Annotated in this window: 14 protein-coding genes; 8 read left to right on the forward strand and 6 right to left on the reverse strand. The window is 76.1% G+C overall.

The features are described from left to right. Positions 1-191: 191 nt before the first annotated feature. The 4 genes from ACRYM6_RS03320 to ACRYM6_RS03335 all read left to right on the forward strand — a co-directional run bounded on the left by ACRYM6_RS03320 (position 192) and on the right by ACRYM6_RS03335 (position 3823). Complete coding sequence (locus tag ACRYM6_RS03320; protein ID WP_432541135.1) at positions 192-863, forward strand: hypothetical protein; 672 nt, start codon at positions 192-194, stop codon at positions 861-863. A 106-nt stretch (positions 864-969) separates the two neighbouring features. After that, the gene (locus tag ACRYM6_RS03325) at positions 970-1956 is read left to right on the forward strand and encodes an ROK family glucokinase (RefSeq protein WP_432541137.1); all 987 of its coding nucleotides are present in this window, start codon (positions 970-972) and stop codon (positions 1954-1956) included. Positions 1957-1979: 23 nt separating this feature from the next. Further along, positions 1980-3071, forward strand: a complete 1092-nt coding sequence (locus ACRYM6_RS03330) for an ROK family glucokinase (protein WP_432541138.1) — start codon at positions 1980-1982, stop codon at positions 3069-3071. Beyond that, positions 3071-3823, forward strand: coding sequence for an endonuclease/exonuclease/phosphatase family protein (locus tag ACRYM6_RS03335; protein ID WP_432541139.1), 753 nt, complete (start codon positions 3071-3073; stop codon positions 3821-3823). Before ACRYM6_RS03330 ends, ACRYM6_RS03335 begins: the two co-directional genes overlap by 1 nt. A 16-nt stretch (positions 3824-3839) precedes the next feature. On the opposite strand, the gene ACRYM6_RS03340 is transcribed toward ACRYM6_RS03335, so the two are convergent. After that, positions 3840-4487, reverse strand: a complete 648-nt coding sequence (locus tag ACRYM6_RS03340) for a hypothetical protein (protein ID WP_432541140.1) — start codon at positions 4485-4487, stop codon at positions 3840-3842. A gap of 92 nt (positions 4488-4579) precedes the next feature. Here ACRYM6_RS03340 and ACRYM6_RS03345 point away from each other — a divergent pair, with 92 nt between their 5' ends. From ACRYM6_RS03345 to ACRYM6_RS03355, 3 genes are all read left to right on the forward strand, one after another. After that, positions 4580-5401 (forward strand): lysophospholipid acyltransferase family protein, encoded by an 822-nt coding sequence (locus ACRYM6_RS03345; protein ID WP_432541142.1) that lies wholly within the window; start codon positions 4580-4582, stop codon positions 5399-5401. 72 nt (positions 5402-5473) lie between these two features. Then, a complete protein-coding gene (locus tag ACRYM6_RS03350) occupies positions 5474-6505 on the forward strand; it encodes a 6-phosphofructokinase (RefSeq protein ID WP_432541144.1) in 1032 nt (343 codons plus the stop codon). Between the two features lie 42 nt (positions 6506-6547). Next, entirely contained in the window at positions 6548-7945 is a 1398-nt protein-coding gene (locus ACRYM6_RS03355; protein WP_432541145.1) for a class II 3-deoxy-7-phosphoheptulonate synthase, read from the forward strand. A 53-nt stretch (positions 7946-7998) separates the two neighbouring features. Here the strand turns inward: ACRYM6_RS03355 and pknB are convergent, their stop codons facing one another. Both pknB and ACRYM6_RS03365 read right to left on the reverse strand, forming a co-directional pair. Then, positions 7999-9882 carry a Stk1 family PASTA domain-containing Ser/Thr kinase gene (gene pknB, locus ACRYM6_RS03360; protein ID WP_432541147.1) on the reverse strand — a complete coding sequence of 628 codons (1884 nt, stop codon included), beginning with the start codon at positions 9880-9882 and terminating at the stop codon, positions 7999-8001. Between the two features lie 32 nt (positions 9883-9914). Next, complete coding sequence (locus tag ACRYM6_RS03365; RefSeq protein ID WP_432541149.1) at positions 9915-11045, reverse strand: lytic transglycosylase; 1131 nt, start codon at positions 11043-11045, stop codon at positions 9915-9917. A gap of 176 nt (positions 11046-11221) precedes the next feature. Between ACRYM6_RS03365 and ACRYM6_RS03370 the strand changes: the two genes are divergently transcribed. Continuing rightward, positions 11222-11617 (forward strand): Rv2175c family DNA-binding protein, encoded by a 396-nt coding sequence (locus ACRYM6_RS03370; protein ID WP_432541150.1) that lies wholly within the window; start codon positions 11222-11224, stop codon positions 11615-11617. Between the two features lie 31 nt (positions 11618-11648). On the opposite strand, the gene ACRYM6_RS03375 is transcribed toward ACRYM6_RS03370, so the two are convergent. Genes ACRYM6_RS03375 through ACRYM6_RS03385 form a run of 3 tightly spaced genes read right to left on the reverse strand, consistent with a single transcriptional unit; the run spans position 11649 to position 15270 of the window. Continuing rightward, entirely contained in the window at positions 11649-12632 is a 984-nt protein-coding gene (locus ACRYM6_RS03375) for a phytoene/squalene synthase family protein (RefSeq protein WP_432541152.1), read from the reverse strand. Then, a complete protein-coding gene (gene crtI, locus ACRYM6_RS03380; RefSeq protein ID WP_432541154.1) occupies positions 12617-14164 on the reverse strand; it encodes a phytoene desaturase family protein in 1548 nt (515 codons plus the stop codon). The genes ACRYM6_RS03375 and crtI overlap by 16 nt, the downstream gene beginning before the upstream one ends. Continuing rightward, a complete protein-coding gene (locus ACRYM6_RS03385; protein WP_432541156.1) occupies positions 14161-15270 on the reverse strand; it encodes a polyprenyl synthetase family protein in 1110 nt (369 codons plus the stop codon). The genes crtI and ACRYM6_RS03385 overlap by 4 nt, the downstream gene beginning before the upstream one ends. Positions 15271-15339 lie beyond the last annotated feature (69 nt).

Consider the following 15339-nt stretch of genomic DNA (forward strand, 5'->3'; position numbering starts at 1 on the left):
GGCACGGTGGTTCCTCCTGTTTCGCTCTCGCTGCCCCGCGAGGTCGCGATCGTTCCGGCGCCGCCGAGGCCAGCGGGTGCGGACGACCCTACCTGCGCGGACGCGTCGCACCGTTGCGGCGCAGCAGTCGCACTCGACGGCCTCAACGCGCGGACCTCAAGGTGCGGTTCCCGGGCGCCGATGACCCCCCGGTGAGCCAGGACCAGCGTCACGAGCCGACGGTCTCGTTCCTCGACGAGCTGTTCCCCGGCGGCGCCGGGGACCTGCCGCTCGTCCCGCGCGGCAGCGCCCGGGACGCGACGACGACGTCGGCCGCCTTCGGGGGCGTCGACGTCGGCCCGCCGGTGAGCCGGCTGAGCCCGCCGGACCCTCTCCCCGAGCCGGCGCCCGAGCCGGCGCCCGGGCCGGGCCCCGGGTCCGCGGCGCTCGCGGCCCGCCCCCAGCGGTGCCCGTCCTGCGGCGCCCGGGCCCGCGCCGAGCAGGACTGGTGCTCGCTGTGCCACACCTCGCTGCTGCCCGCCCCCGCGGCGCCCGCGCCCGTCGGGCAGCGCACCCCCGCCCCCACCGACCGGGCGGACGAGGCTCCCGGCGAGGTCCCCGGACCCGCTGCCGCCCGGGTGGTCGAGGGCGAGGACGGGCAGCTCGCCCTTGACTTCGGCCCCGCCGCGACCACCGGTGCCCGGGCGGTCCTCGACGAGGACGAGGTCGAGCGGATGCTGGGCGCCCTGGCCCGCTCCGGCGGGGCCGGGCCGCGGGGCCTGGGCACCCGCAGGGCGAAGGTCCTGCTGGCCGCCGGCGGGGCGCTCGGCCTGAGCGCGCTGCTGCTGGGGGCGATGACCGTCCTGGGTGCGGTCGTCGGCTGATCCGGGCACGGCCGCGGCGCGGTGACCCGGTAACCTCGCCGGGGCTGCGCGCTCGCGCGGCCGCCCTGCGCTGCGGGGCACACGTCGCAGGGAGAACCGCACCGGCATGGTCGAGCAGAACCTCCTTCCCCCCGCCCTGCCGAACGCGGTGGGCGTCGACATCGGCGGCACCAAGATCGCGGCCGGGGTCGTCGACCAGCACGGTGAGATCCTCGCCCAGACCCGGCGCGAGACCCCCGCCTCGCACTCGTCGGCGATCGCCGACGCGGTGGCCGACGCGGTCGCCGAGCTGCGCCGCACCCACGCCTTCGGCCCCGTCGGCGTCGCCGCCGCCGGGTTCGTCGACGCGACCCGCCGCAACGTCGTCTTCGCCCCCAACCTGGCCTGGCGCGACGAGCCCCTCGCCGACCACCTCGAGGCCCGCGTCGAGGCCCGGGTCGTGGTGGAGAACGACGCCAACGCCGCCGCCTGGGCCGAGTACCGCTTCGGCGGCGGGCTGGACGAGCACGGCAACGCCGTCGACGACCTCGTCATGCTGACCCTGGGCACGGGGCTGGGCGGCGGCATCGTCACCGGCGGGGTGCTGCAGCGCGGCGCCAACGGCGCCGCCGCCGAGCTCGGGCACGTCCGGGCCGTCCCGGGGGGCCGGGCCTGCGGCTGCGGGAACTCCGGCTGCTGGGAGCAGTACGTGGCCGGGAACGCGCTGGTCCGCGACGCCCGGGACCTGCTGCGCTCGGGCGACGACGAGGGCAAGGTGCTGCTCGAGGCGGTCGGCGGCGACCCCGAGAACGTCACCGGCCCGGTCATCACCCGCCTCGCGCAGGCCGGCGACCCCGGCTGCGCCCGCCTCATCGCCGACGTCGGCCGCTGGCTGGGGGAGGCCGTGGCGAGCTTCGTGGCGATGCTCGACCCCGAGGTCGTCGTCATCGGCGGGGGCGTCTCCAGCGCCGGTGACCTGCTGCTGGGGCCGGCGCGGATCAGCCTGGCCGAGAACCTGTCCGGCCGCACGCACCGCAAGCCGCCGCCGCTGCGCACCGCCCGCAAGGGCAACGACGCCGGGATCATCGGCGCCGCCGACCTCGCCCGCCTCTGAGCCCCCACCCCCCGGAGCCCGCGATGGCCACCGCCCGCACCCCCCGCACGCCCGGTCCGCTGCGCCGCCGGCGCGCGCCCGACCCCCGGCGCGTCGCGCTCCAGCAGCGGCTGCGGCAGCAGACGCGGCGCGTCTTCATCGGTGACGGGCCGGCCGTGGGCGTCGACATCGGCGGCACGAAGGTCGCCGCCGGCGTCGTCGACGGGGAGGGCCGCGTCGTCGCGCAGCTGCGCCGGGAGACGCCGACGACGAGCCCGCAGGGCGTCGAGGACACCATCGCCGAGGTGGTCGAGGAGCTCGCGGCGCACCACGACATCGTGTCCGTGGGCATCGGCGCGGCCGGGTTCGTCGACGCCGAGCGCGCCAACGTCCTGTTCGCCCCGCACCTGGCGTGGCGCAACGAGCCGCTGCGCGAGGCCGTCGAGCGGCGGGTGCGGGCCCGGCTGGGGCGGCGCGTGGGCCGGCGCACGGTCGTGGAGAACGACGCGAACGCCGCCGCGTGGGCCGAGTACCGCTTCGGCGCCGGGCGCGGGGAGTCCCGCCTGGTCTGCGTGACCATGGGCACCGGCATCGGGGGCGGCATCGTCACCCAGGGCCGGGTGGTGCGCGGCCGCTACGGCATCGCCGGCGAGTTCGGGCACATGATCGTCGTCCCCGGCGGGCACCGGTGCGAGTGCGGCAACCGCGGCTGCTGGGAGCAGTACGCCTCCGGCAACGCGCTGGTGCGCGAGGCCCGCGAGCTGGCCCGGTCGAACTCGCCGGTGGCCCACCACCTGCTGGAGCTGGCCGGGGGCAACCCCGAGGCCATCACCGGCCCGATGGTCACCGACGCCGCGCGGGCGGGCGACCCGGCCGCCGTGGAGCTGTTCGAGGACGTCGGCCGCTGGCTCGGGATCGGCGTCGCGAACCTCGCCGCCGCGCTGGACCCGGGCACCATCGTCATCGGCGGCGGGGTCTCCGACGCCGACGAGCTGCTGCTCGGGCCGTGCCGCGAGGCCTACCGCCGCACGCTGACGGGCCGGGGGTTCCGGCCCGAGCTGACGATCTCCCGCGCCAGCCTGGGACCGGCCGCCGGCCTGGTGGGGGCGGCGGACCTCTCCCGCGGCTGGGGCTGATGCACCGCGCGGGGGGCCGGGCGGTCGCGCCCCTGCGGGTGGCGACGTTCAACGTCCGCGAACTGCTCGACGACACCGACGCCGTGCGCCGGACCCTGCGGTCGCTGGCCGCCGACGTCGTGTGCCTGCAGGAGGTCCCCACGCACCCGCTGGCCCGCCACCGGCTCGGTGACCTGGCGGCCGCGACCGGTCTGTGGGTCGCCGCCGCCGGACCGGCGGGGGCGGGGACGGCCGTCCTGACCGCCGCCCGGGTCGACGTGCGCGCCGGGTCGGTGCGGTCCCTGCCGACCGCCCGGCGGCGGGGCTGGAGGCCGGTGCGCCGCCGCGGGACCGCGGAGGTGGCCGTGCGGGTCCCGCTGGCCGGTGGCTGGTCCACCGACGTCCTGGTCCGCAGCGTGCACCTGGGGCTGGAACCCGGTGAGCGGTTCGACCACGCGGTGCGGCTGCTGCCCGGGACGCCCGTGGCCGGCCCGGTGGGCCCGTGGTGCCACGCCCCGACCGTGCTGGCGGGCGACCTCAACGAGCAGCCCGGCGGTCCCGTGCACCAGCGCCTGTCGACCGTCCTCGTCGACACCGCCGAGGTCGTGGACGCCGCCGCACCGACCCACCCGGCCGCGGCGCCGCGGCGCCGGCTGGACGTGGTGCTGGCCGACCGGTTGCTGACGGTGGTGTCGGTGCGGACGCCGGGGGAGTCCGCCCGCGCGAGCGATCACCTGCCGGTCGTGGCGGACCTGCTGGTCCCGGCCCCCTGACCGCTGCGGCGGGGTCTCAGACGACGGCCCCGTCGTCCTCGTCGTCGTCGCGGCGGCTGGGCAGCCGGATCACCAGGGTCGCGAAACCGGCGACGAACACCCCGGCGGTGATCGCGGTCACCAGCGCCGGCACGTCGTCCCAGCCCAGCGCCACGACGAGCAGGAACAGCGGCGCGCCGACCACGGCGATCCACGCGGCCCAGCCGACGACGTCGCGGGGCAGCGGGGCGGGGTCGGCCGGGACGAAACCCTCCTCGCCGAGCGCGCGCAGCTCGGCCGGCTCGTCCTCCTGCGGTCGGCGGGGGGTCGCGAACCACTCGGGGTCGGGCACGTCCCCGGCGTCCGGGCCCGCGGGAGCGGCGGGGCGGATCAGCCGCGCCCGGTCCTCCGGCCCGTCGGCGCTGCCGGGACCGTCGGCGTCGTCGGCCAGGTGCCGGGGGGAGGGGTCCTCGTCGTCCTCGTCGTCCTCGTCGTCCTCGACGTCCTCCTCGACGGGGTCCTGCGCGTCGTCGCGGGCGTCGTCGCCGGCCTCGTCCCGGGGGGCCGCGCCGTCCTGGCGGGGACGGTCCGGTTCGACCGGGTCCTCGCCCCAGCGCGCGACGATCTCCGCGAACGCCGCGTCGACGTCGAGGGGGCCGGAACCGTCGTCCGGGGTCGGGGGCACGCTTCATCGTGGCACGCCGGGGGCGGACCGGTCGAGGTCTGGGCGTGGCGGAGTGCCGCGCGGCGGGCGCACCCGCCGGTAGCGTTCCACCGGTGCCCCGATTCCCGGTCCTGTACTGGCCGATCAAGCTGCTCGTCGCCGAGCCGCTGGTCACCGCGGTGTTCCGGCCCTGGGTCCGCGGGCTGGAGAACGTCCCCGCCACCGGCCCGGTGATCCTGGCCAGCAACCACCTCTCGGCCGCCGACACGGTGCTGCTGCCCACCGTCGTGCGGCGCCGGGTCACGTTCATCGCCAAGGCGGACCTGTTCCGCGGCAAGGGCGTGCGCGGCCGGCTGACCGCGGGGCTCATGCACGGCATCGGGCAGCTGCCCGTGGACCGCTCCGGGGGGCGGGCCTCCTCGGCCGCCATCGACAGCGCCGTGCAGGTCCTGCGGGACGGGGAGCTGTTCGGCATCTACCCCGAGGGGACCCGCTCGCGGGACGGCCGGCTGCACCGGGGCCGCACCGGCGTCGCGCGGATCGCGCTGCGGTCCGGGGCCCCCGTGGTCCCCGTCGCCATGATCGGCACCGGGGACCTGCTCCCGTCGGGCCGCCTGCTGCCCAAGGTGCGCCGGGTCGGCGTCGTCTTCGGCGAGCCGCTGGACTTCTCCCGCTACGCCGGCCGCGAGGACGACCAGTTCGTCGTCCGCTCCGTGACCGACGAGGTGATGGCCGCGATCCAGCAGCTGTCCCGGCAGGAGTACGTCGACGTGTACGCCGAGCGCAGCGAGCTGCGCGCGGAGCTGTCGCGCGGCACCGGCGTCCCCGAACCCCCGACCACCTCCGCCGGCGGCCCCGGCGGCCGCGCCGCTCCACCCGTTCCCCCCGGTCCCGCCGACGGCGACGCGCCGGGCCCCGGCGGCGCGCACGGCTGATCGCGCGGTGGCACGCTGGAGGCGCACCTGACGGGCACGCCGGCGACGACGCCGGGGAGCGGGGGAACGGGCATGCGGGTCGGGATCCTCACCGGGGGCGGCGACTGCCCCGGTCTGAACGCGGTGATCCGGGCGGCGGTGCTGGCCGGGACGCAGCGGCACGGCATGGAGTTCGTCGGGTTCCTCGACGGCTGGCGCGGGGTCCTGGAGGGGGACGTCACGCCCCTCGACGAGGCGGTCGTCCGGCCCCTGCTGGCCGTCGGCGGCACGATCCTGGGCTCGTCCCGGACCAACCCGCTGGCCGACGGCGTCCAGGAGGGCGTCGAGCGGGTCCGCGAGCGGCTGACGGCCCTCGGCGTCGACGCGCTGCTCGTCGTCGGGGGCGAGGACACCCTGGGGGTCGCCACGGCCCTGCACGAGGCCGGGGTCCCGGTCGTGGGGGCGCCCAAGACCATCGACGACGACCTGTCCGCGACCGACGCGACGTTCGGCTTCGACACGGCCGTCCAGACCGCCGTCGACGCCTGCGACCGGCTCGTGACGACCGGGGCCAGCCACCACCGCGCGATGATCGTCGAGGTGATGGGCCGGCACGCGGGCTGGATCGCGCTGCACACCGGTCTGGCGGCCGGGGCGCACGTCACGCTGCTGCCCGAGGAGGACGTCGACCTCGACGCCGTGGCGGCGACCGTCCGGGAGGTCCTGGACGGCGGCCGGGCTCCGCTGCTCGTCGTCAGCGAGGGTGCGAGGGTCCACGGCGCGGAGGCGGTGCGCAACGCCCCCCGCGACGCGTTCGGGCACGCCCAGCTCGGCGGCGCCGGTGACGCGCTGGAGCACGAGCTCACCGCCCGCGTCCCGGGGCTGTCGACCCGGGTGACCGTGCTGGGGCACCTGCTGCGCGGGGGCACGCCGTCGGCGGCGGACCGCGTCCTGGCGACCCGGTTCGGGCTCAGCGCCGTCGAGGCCCTCGCCGCCGGCGACTTCGGGACCATGGCCTCCCTGCACGGCCTGGACGTCACGCAGGTCCCGCTGGCCGACGCGACCGGCGTCCTGCGCACCGTGCCGCCCGGCCGCCGCGCCGAGACGGCCGGGCTGCGCTGGTGAGGGTGGCCTCCTGAGGACGCCGGGAGTGCGACACTGGCCCGTGTGAGCACTCCCACGACGAGCACGCCGTCGTCGGTCACGTCCAGCACGACGTGGCCCGACCTCCCCGCCGCGCAGCAGCCCCAGTGGCCGGACGCCGCCGCGCTGGCCGAGGTGCACGCGGAGCTCGCGTCGTATCCGCCGCTCGTGTTCGCCGGGGAGGCCGACCAGCTGCGCGCGCAGCTGGCCAAGGCCGCCCGCGGCGAGGCGTTCCTGCTCCAGGGCGGGGACTGCGCCGAGACGTTCGCCGGCGCGACGGCCGACGGCATCCGCCGCCGGCTCAAGACCATGCTGCAGATGTCCGCGGTCCTCACCTACGGCGCCTCCCTGCCGGTCGTGAAGGTCGGCCGGATGGCCGGGCAGTTCTCCAAGCCGCGCTCGTCCAACGACGAGACCCGCGACGGGGTGACGCTGCCGGCGTACCGCGGTGACGCCGTCAACGACTTCGCGTTCACCCCCGAGGCCCGCGTCCCGGACCCGCAGCGGCTGCTGCGCGCCTACCACACGTCCTCGGCGACGCTGAACCTCATCCGGGCGTTCACGACCGGCGGGTACGCCGACCTGCGCAAGGTGCACGAGTGGAACCGCGGCTTCGCCGCCACGGCCGCCAACGCGCGGTACGAGGCGCTGGCCCGGGACATCGACAAGGCGATGAAGTTCATGATCGCCTGCGGGGCCGACTTCGAGGCGCTGCAGACGGTGGACTTCTGGTCCAGCCACGAGGCGCTGCTGCTGGACTACGAGCGCCCGCTGACCCGCACCCTCGACGAGGAGCCGCCGCTGAGCGGCCCCGTCGGCGGCGACGCGCGCCAGGGCGGCCCGTACGACACGGCCGCGCACATGGTCTGGATCGGGGAGCGGACCCGTCAGCTCGACGGCGCGCACGTCGACTTCGCCTCGAAGATCCGCAACCCGATCGGGATCAAGCTGGGCCCGAAGACGTCCGTCGACGACGCGCTCGCGCTCATCGACAAGGTCGACCCGTACCGCGAACCGGGCCGGCTGACGTTCATCACCCGCATGGGCGCCTCGGTGGTCCGCGAGGCGCTGCCCGCGCTCGTGGACGGCGTCACGAGGTCCGGCGCCCAGGTCACCTGGGTGTGCGACCCGATGCACGGCAACACGATCACCTCGACCAGCGGGTACAAGACCCGCCGGTTCGACGACGTCGTGGACGAGGTCCGCGGGTTCTTCGAGGTCCACCACTCGCTGGGCACCGTGCCCGGCGGCCTGCACGTCGAGCTGACCGGCGACGACGTCACCGAGTGCCTCGGCGGGGCGATGGACATCGACGACGCGGCGCTCGCGACCCGCTACGAGTCGCTGTGCGACCCGCGCCTGAACCACCAGCAGTCCCTGGAGCTGGCGTTCCTGGCCGCGGAGATGCTCGCGAACCGCTGACGAGCACGAGAGGAGGGCCCGGTCCCCGCGGGGGCCGGGCCCTCCTCGCGTCCTCAGACGACGGTGAGCGTGATCGTCGACCCCTTGGGGATCGACTGGCCCGCGGCGGGGTCGCTGTCGCGGACGGTCCCGAAGATGCCGCCGAGGACGTTCTCGACCCTCACCGCGAAGCCGAGCCCCTCGAGCTGCTGACGCGCCGCGTCGACGTTCTTGCCCTGGACCCGGGGGACCTCCACCAGCGGCGGGCCGGAGGAGACGACGAGGGCGACGGGGTCCCCGCGGAACAGCGTCCCGTCGTCGGGGGCCTGGGAGATCACCTCGCCCTTCGGCACGGTCTCGCTGACCCGCTGCTCGACCTCGCCGACGGTGAGCCCGGCGTCGGTGATGGCCCTCGCCGCGGCGTCCTGGCCCTGGCCGACGACGGCCGGGACGTCGATCGGCTGCCGGCCCCGGGACACCACGAGGGCCACCGGGCTGTCGTGGGCGATGACCGTCCCCACCTGCGGGTCGGTGCGGATGACGGCGCCCCGCGGGACCTCCTCGTGGAACTCCTCGGTGACGGCGCCGACGGCGAGCCCGGTGGTGGTGATCTCGGCCTCGGCCTCGGCCCGGGGCGCACCGACGACGTCCGGAACGGGGAACTGCTCGACCCCGCGGCTGACCACGATCGTCACGGTGCCGTCCTTGCGGACCCGTTCCCCGGTGCCGGGATCGCTGGAGGCCACCAGGCCGGCGGGGACGTCGTCGCTGAAGCCCTGCTGCTCCTGCACGGCCAGGCCCTCGGCCCGCAGGACCGCGGCCGCGTCCTGCGGGGACCGCCCCGTCACCGCGGGGGTCGTGGTGTACGCGCCGGGCCCGGCCAGGAAGAACCAGGAGATCGCGGCGGCGACGGCGACGACGAGCAGCACCAGGCCGACGAGCAGCCCCCGGCGGGACCGGCGGCCCTCGTGCGGTTCCCCGGCCGGGGCCGCGCCGGCGGGCTCCTGCGCGGCGACGGCGCCCAGGCGCGTGGTGCTGCCCGGGGTCGCGGCGGCGGCGGGCCGGGCGGCGCGGGTCGCCAGCTGCTCGGGGGTCAGCGAGGAGCGGACCGCGCGCAGCTGCTCGAGCATCTCCCCGGCGTCGGCGGGACGTTCGTCGGGGTCCTTGGCCAGGGCGTCCAGGACGAGGGCGTCCAGGGCGGTGGGCAGGCCCGGGACCTTCGTCGACGGCGGCGGGACCGCTTCGTGGACGTGCTTGTAGGCGATGGTGAAGGGGCTGTCGCCGGTGAACGGCGGGGCGCCGGTGAGCATCTCGAAGAGCATCACGCCGACGCCGTAGACGTCGCTGCGGGCGTCGGGCTCGCCGGCCTCGAGCTGCTCGGGCGCCAGGTACTCGGCGGTGCCCATGAGGTCGCCCATGCCGACCGTGGTGCTCTGCCCGCCGCTGGAGGCGGCCCGGGCCAGCCCGAAGTCGGCGACCTTGACCCGGCCGTCGTGGGCGACGAGGACGTTCGCGGTCTTCACGTCGCGGTGCAGGACGCCCTTGCGGTGCGCCTCGGCGAGCGCGTCGAGGACGTCGGCGGTGACGCCCAGCGCCTCGCCCGGCGTCAGGGCGCCCTTGTCGAGCACGACGTCGCGCAGCGTGCGGCCGTCGACGAGCTCCATGACGAGGTACGCCGTCTCGGTCCCGCCCTCGTGGTCGACGCCCTGGTCCAGGACGGCGACGACCCCCGGGTGCGTCAGGCGCGCCGCGGACTTGGCCTCGCGGACGAACCGGGAGCGGGCCGTCGGGTCGTGCGCGAGGTCGGCCCGCAGCACCTTCAGGGCCACGGCCCGGTCGAGCCGCTCGTCCTCGGCGCGGTAGACGACGCCCATCCCGCCGCGCCCGACGCGGCCCAGCACGCGGTAGCGCCCGTCCAGGAGTCGTCCGACGAGCGGGTCGGAGAGGGTCGCGTCCACGGTCAGCGAGTCTAGGTCGGCTCCCGGCCGGCTCAGCTGAAGCGCGCCTGCAGCGTCTGCACGTTCGCGACGTAGCGCCGCGTGTCGTCGTACATCCCGCGGGAGCGGACCGAGGCCTGGCCCTGGTAGTAGGAGGCGATCGCGATGTCCGGCGGGTTGTTCGCCACCAGGGTGCGCAGGATCGCCACGCCGGCCTTGGCGTTGTCGCGCGCGTCGAACAGGTCGATCGGCTCCCCGAGCAGGTCCGAGGCCCACTGCCCGGAGCTGGGGATGACCTGCATCGCGCCGATGGCGTTGGCGTGGGAGACGACCTTCATCTGGAAGCCCGACTCCTGCATGCCGATGGCCAGCGCCAGCGAGGGGTCCACCCCCAGCCGCACGGCCGTCGACCGGATGATCTCGCGCATCTCGTCCTTGCCGGGCTGCTTGCTGGCCCGGATCCGCGCCCGGTTGGTGGCCACGGCGTCCGAGACGGTCGGGGCCTGCGCAGCCGGGGCGGCCGGGGCGGCGGGGCGGCGCGCCGGGGCGGGGCCGCCGGTCCGCAGGGTCTGCCCCTCGACGATGAACCCGGTCCCGTCGAGGTCGTTGAGCTCGACGAGGTCCTCGACGCTGGTGCCGGTGGCCAGGGAGATGTGCGAGAGCGTGTCGCCGGAGCGCACGGTGTACGTGCCCGGGCCCGTGCCGGTCGCGGTCGACGCGCTCGTCGCCGGGCCCGCACCGCCGGGCAGCGCCAGGACCTGCCCGGCGCGGATGAAGCCCTCGGCGCTCAGGCCGTTGGCCTCGCGCAGCGCGCCCACCGTGGTGCCGTTCGCCGCGGCGATGTGCGACAGCGTGTCGCCGTCGCGGACGGTGTGGGTGCCCCCGCCGCCGCCGGTCGCGCCGCTGCCGGGGCCGGGCACGCGCAGTTGCTGGCCCTCGACGACGAACGCGTCGGCGTCCAGGCCGTTGGCCTCGACGACGGCCTCGGTGGTGGTCCCGTGGGCGGCGGCGATCGCGCCGACGGTGTCCCCCGCGCGGACCGTGACGACCGTCTCGCCGGTGGCGGCCGCGGCGTGCGCGGCGGGGACCAGGGCGGTCGGGGCGGCGGCGCCGACGAGGGCGGCGGTGAGCCAGCGGCCGCGTCGCGACGTCGAGCTCGGCTTGTCAGTGGTCTCGTCGGCCATGGCATCCCTCGCAGGTCGTGACGGGTGGGGCGGGTGGGGCGGGTGCGACCGGTGGGGTCGTCGTGAACCTACCGGACCGGTCCCGGGGTCCACCTTCCACGATGCTGGACCGGCCGTGCGCGCGGTGGGAGGTGGGCGGGCATGTCGTCGCGCCGTCCGCACGGCAGACTGGTCCCGTGGTTGCACCGCTGAGAGCAGAGATCGCCCGCGAGACGGGCACCGACGAACTCGACGCCCTCGTCCCCGAGTGGCTGACGGTCCCGGACGTCGCCGAGGTCACCGGCCGCGACCAGCGCGAGGTCCGCCGCTGGCTGCAGGAGCGCGAGATCGTGGCCGTGCGCCGCGGCGAGCGCGCCGTGGCCAGCGTGCCCGCCGGGTTCGTGACGGCCGAGGGGCCCCTGCACCACCTCAAGGGCACCCTGTCGGTCCTGGCCGACTCCGGCTACTCCGACGTGGAGGCCCTGGCCTGGCTGCACACGGCCGACGACACGCTGCCGGGCACCCCGCTGGACGCGCTGCGCGCGAACCGCAAGACCGAGGTGCGCCGGCGGGCGCAGGCCTCCAGCTTCTGAGCCGCCCGGGGGCGGGCCCGCGACCACCGGGTCAGCGGGTCCGCCACCTCGCCTCGGCGGCCCGGGCCCGCCGGGCCCGGACCAGACCGGGCACGGCGACCGCGAGCCGGCGCGGCAGCCCCACCCGCACCCGCCGGCCCAGGACGTCGTAGCCGGCGGCCTCGACCTCGTCGAGGATGCCGCCGTACAGCAGGTACGCCGTGCGCAGGCAGTCCCGGCTCGTCGGGTGCACCATCGACAGGCCCGGCTCGGCGAACGCGTACAGCTCCCGGGTCCGCTCGGCCTCGTGCGCCAGCAGGGCCCGCACCGGCTCGGGGGTGCGCCCGGCCGCCCGCGCCGCGAACAGGTCCTCGCGGGTCAGCCCGTAGCGGTCGAGGTCTTCGGCCGGGAAGTAGACGCGGCCCCGGTCGAGGTCCTCGCCGACGTCGCGGACGAAGTTCGTCAGCTGGAACGCCTCACCCAGCGCCTGCGCGCGGGCGGCCGCGTCCGGGGTCAGCGGCTCCAGGATCGGCAGCATCTGCAGGCCGATGACCGCCGCCGAACCGTAGACGTACCGGCGCAGGTCCTCGTACGTCGCGTACCCGGTCTCGGTGATGTCCATCCGCATCGAGTCCAGGAACGCCTCGACGTGCTCGCGGGGCAGGTCCCAGCGGCGCATCGTGGCGGCCATCGCCCGCCCGACGGGCTCGGCCGGTTCGTGGTGGTCCAGCGACTTCAGGAAGTCGTCCGACCAGGCCACCAGCGCGTCCGGGTCCGGGTCGGTGAGGGAGTCGACGAACTCGTCGGCGTACCGCGCGAACCCGTACAGCGCCCACACGTAGGGCCGCTTCGCCGGGGGCAGCAGCAGCGTCGCGAGGTAGTACGTCTTGCCGTGCTCGGCGTGCAGCACCCGGCACGCCTCGAACGCCGCCCGCAGCTCCGGGTCGCGCAGCGCGGGGTCGTGCTCCGCGGCGGCGTCCAGGCAGGCCGCGCTGCTGCGCGGCAGGCGCGCGGCGGGGCTCACGAGCTGCGCCACGCGCGCGAGCGGTACGCGCGGTCGCGACCGGTCACCCGCTCGGCGGCCAGCCGGCCCGAGACGAGCACCATCGGCACCCCGACCCCGGGCTGGGTCCCGGACCCGGTGAACACCACGTTCTCGCCCCACAGGTTCCCCGGCCGGAACGGCCCGGTCTGCCGGAACGAGTGCGACGCCGCGAACGGCGCGCCGTCGGCCATCCCGCGCCGCTCCCAGTCCGCCGGGGTGGTGACGTCCTCGACCTCGATCCCCTCGGCGAAGCCCGGGTAGCCGCGCTCGGCCAGGACCTCCATCACGTGGTCGCGGTAGCGCGGCGCGAACCGGTCCCAGTCGATCCGCGAGCTGCCGGCCGACAGGGCCGGCGTCGGGAACAGCACGTAGTAGACGTGCTTGCCCGCCGGGGCCAGCGAGGGGTCCGAGACCGTGGGGCGGGACACCAGCACCGACGGGTCGCTCATGAGGCGGCCGTCGAGCAGCTCGGCGAACACCTCCTTCCACGCCGACCCGAAGTGGATCGAGTGGTGGACCGGGTCGGGGTAGTCGACGCTCGACCCCGCCAGCAGCAGGTAGCAGCTGGGGGAGTAGGACAGCGAGCGCCGCACCGGGGCGCCCAGCAGCTCGGTGCGGGCCACCGGCAGGTCCGGGTTCAGCACCACGACGTCGGCGGCGAACCGGCGCCCGTCGGTGGTGGTCACCGCGCGGGCGCGGCCACCGGACAGCTCCACCCCGTCGACGGTCGTGCCGTAGTGGAACTGCACGCCGTGCTTCTCGGCCGCCGCGGCCATCGCCGTCGGCAGCGCGTGCATCCCGCCCTTGGGGAAGAACACCCCCGCGACCGAGTCCATGTACGCGATGACGGCGTACAGGGCGAGCGCGTCGTACGGCGACAGGCCCGCGTACAGCGCCTGGAAGGAGAACATCCGCTGCGTGCGCGGGTCCTTGAGGAAGCGGCCCACCTCCGGGGCCATCTTCTTGAACCCGCCCGCGGCCAGCAGCCGCACGAGGTTCGGCTTGAGCAGGTCCAGCGGGGTGTCGATGTTGGAGTCGATGAAGTCGCGGATCTCGTACCGGTAGAGGTTCCCGACGTGCTCGACGAACCGGCGGTACCCGTCGGCCTCGGCCGCCCCGCACAGCTCGCCGATCGCCGTGGCGGTGCGCTCGACGTCCGCGGAGACGTGCAGGCTCGTCCCGTCCGCGAAGTTCCCGCGGTACAGCGGGTCGACCGGGTGCAGGTCCAGCCAGTCGTGCATGTCCTCGCCGAGGGCGTCGAAGCAGTCGGCGATCAGGTCCGGCATCGTCAGCACGGTCGGACCGGTGTCGAAGCGGTACCCGTCCTTGACGACCAGCCCCGCCCGCCCGCCCGGCACGTCCTCGCGCTCCAGGACGGTCACGGTGCGCCCGGCCCCGGCCAGGCGCATCGCCGCCGACAGCCCCGCCAGCCCGGCCCCGACCACGACGACGTCCTGCGTCGGCCCCGCGACGTGCCGGGTGCGGCCCGGCAGCCAGTCCAGGGTCCGGCTCAGCGCGCTCACGAGCGTCGGCTCGTCGCGGCGACGACGAGTTCGTGCAGGGCCGCGCGAGCGGTCGTGGTCAGTTCCGCGGCGTCGAGCGTGGCGCACGCCACGTCCACCTGCTGCACGATGAGCTCCTCCACACCGGCCAGGGCGCCGGTCTCGGTCAAGATGGTCCGCAGGGTCTGCACGCCCGCGGCGTCGAGGTCCGGCGCACCCAGCAGCCGTTCCAGCTCGGCGGCCTGGGCCGGGGTCGCGCTCTGCACCGCGAGACCCACCAGGACCGTCCGCTTCCCCTCGCGCAGGTCGTCGCCCGCCGGTTTGCCGGTCTCGGCCGGATCACCGAACACCCCCAGCACGTCGTCACGCAACTGGAACGCCTCGCCGAGGGCGAGACCGAACCGCGAGTAGTCGGCCAGCAGGTCCGTGGAGGCCCCCGCGAGCGAGCCGCCGAGCAGCAGCGGGTGCTCGATCGAGTACTTCGCGCTCTTGAACGTCAGGACGCGCCGCGCCCGGTCCACGGCCCCCGCCGCGCCCCGCTGCGTCGAGGAGGCCTGCTCCAGCATGTCGAGGTACTGCCCGCCCATGAGCTGGGTGCGCATGGTGTTGAAGACCTGCCGGCCGCGGGCCATCGCGTCGGCGGGCAACCGGCTGCGGGAGAACAGCTCGTCGCTCCAGCTCAGGCACAGGTCACCGGCCAGGACCGCCCCGGCCAGCCCGAAGCGGGCGCTGCTGCCGTCCCAGCCGCTGTCGCGGTGCAGCGCCTCGAACCGGCGGTGCACCGCCGGCTGGCCGCGCCGGGTGTCGGAGTCGTCCATCACGTCGTCGTGGATGAGCGCGGCGGCCTGGAACAGCTCCAGCGCGGCCGCGGCGGTGACGACCCCCTCGTCCGACAGCCCGTCCGCGGTCCCGTGGAACCCCCAGTAGCAGAACGCCGGCCGCAGCCGCTTGCCCCCGGCCAGCAGCGCCGCGATCGCGTCCAGCACGGGTGCGCAGTCGACGCTCACCTCGCGCAGGACCGCGCTCTGGTCGTGCAGGAAGTCCTCGAGGACGGTGGACACGGCCGAGCGCAGGTCGTCGCTCAGGCGCTTCTCATCGGGCTGGTGGGTGCTGGAGGCGGGCGGCACAGGGGCACTCTAGGCACCACCCCCTGCCGAGGCGAGCGGGTGTCTGCGCTGGTCACCGGCAGGTCACGG

The sequence above is a fragment of the Kineococcus rugosus genome, from assembly GCF_050871975.1.
GTDB lineage: Bacteria > Actinomycetota > Actinomycetes > Actinomycetales > Kineococcaceae > Kineococcus.

Excerpts from the sequence above, each read along its gene's own strand:
- ACRYM6_RS03325 (WP_432541137.1), top strand. The coding sequence starts at position 970 with ATGGTCGAGCAGAACCTCCTTCCCCCCGCCCTGCCGAACGCGGTGGGC.
- ACRYM6_RS03330 (WP_432541138.1), top strand. The coding sequence starts at position 1,980 with ATGGCCACCGCCCGCACCCCCCGCACGCCCGGTCCGCTGCGCCGCCGG.
- ACRYM6_RS03335 (WP_432541139.1), top strand. The coding sequence starts at position 3,071 with ATGCACCGCGCGGGGGGCCGGGCGGTCGCGCCCCTGCGGGTGGCGACG.
- ACRYM6_RS03350 (WP_432541144.1), top strand. The coding sequence starts at position 5,474 with ATGCGGGTCGGGATCCTCACCGGGGGCGGCGACTGCCCCGGTCTGAAC.
- ACRYM6_RS03365 (WP_432541149.1), bottom strand. The coding sequence starts at position 11,045 with ATGGCCGACGAGACCACTGACAAGCCGAGCTCGACGTCGCGACGCGGC.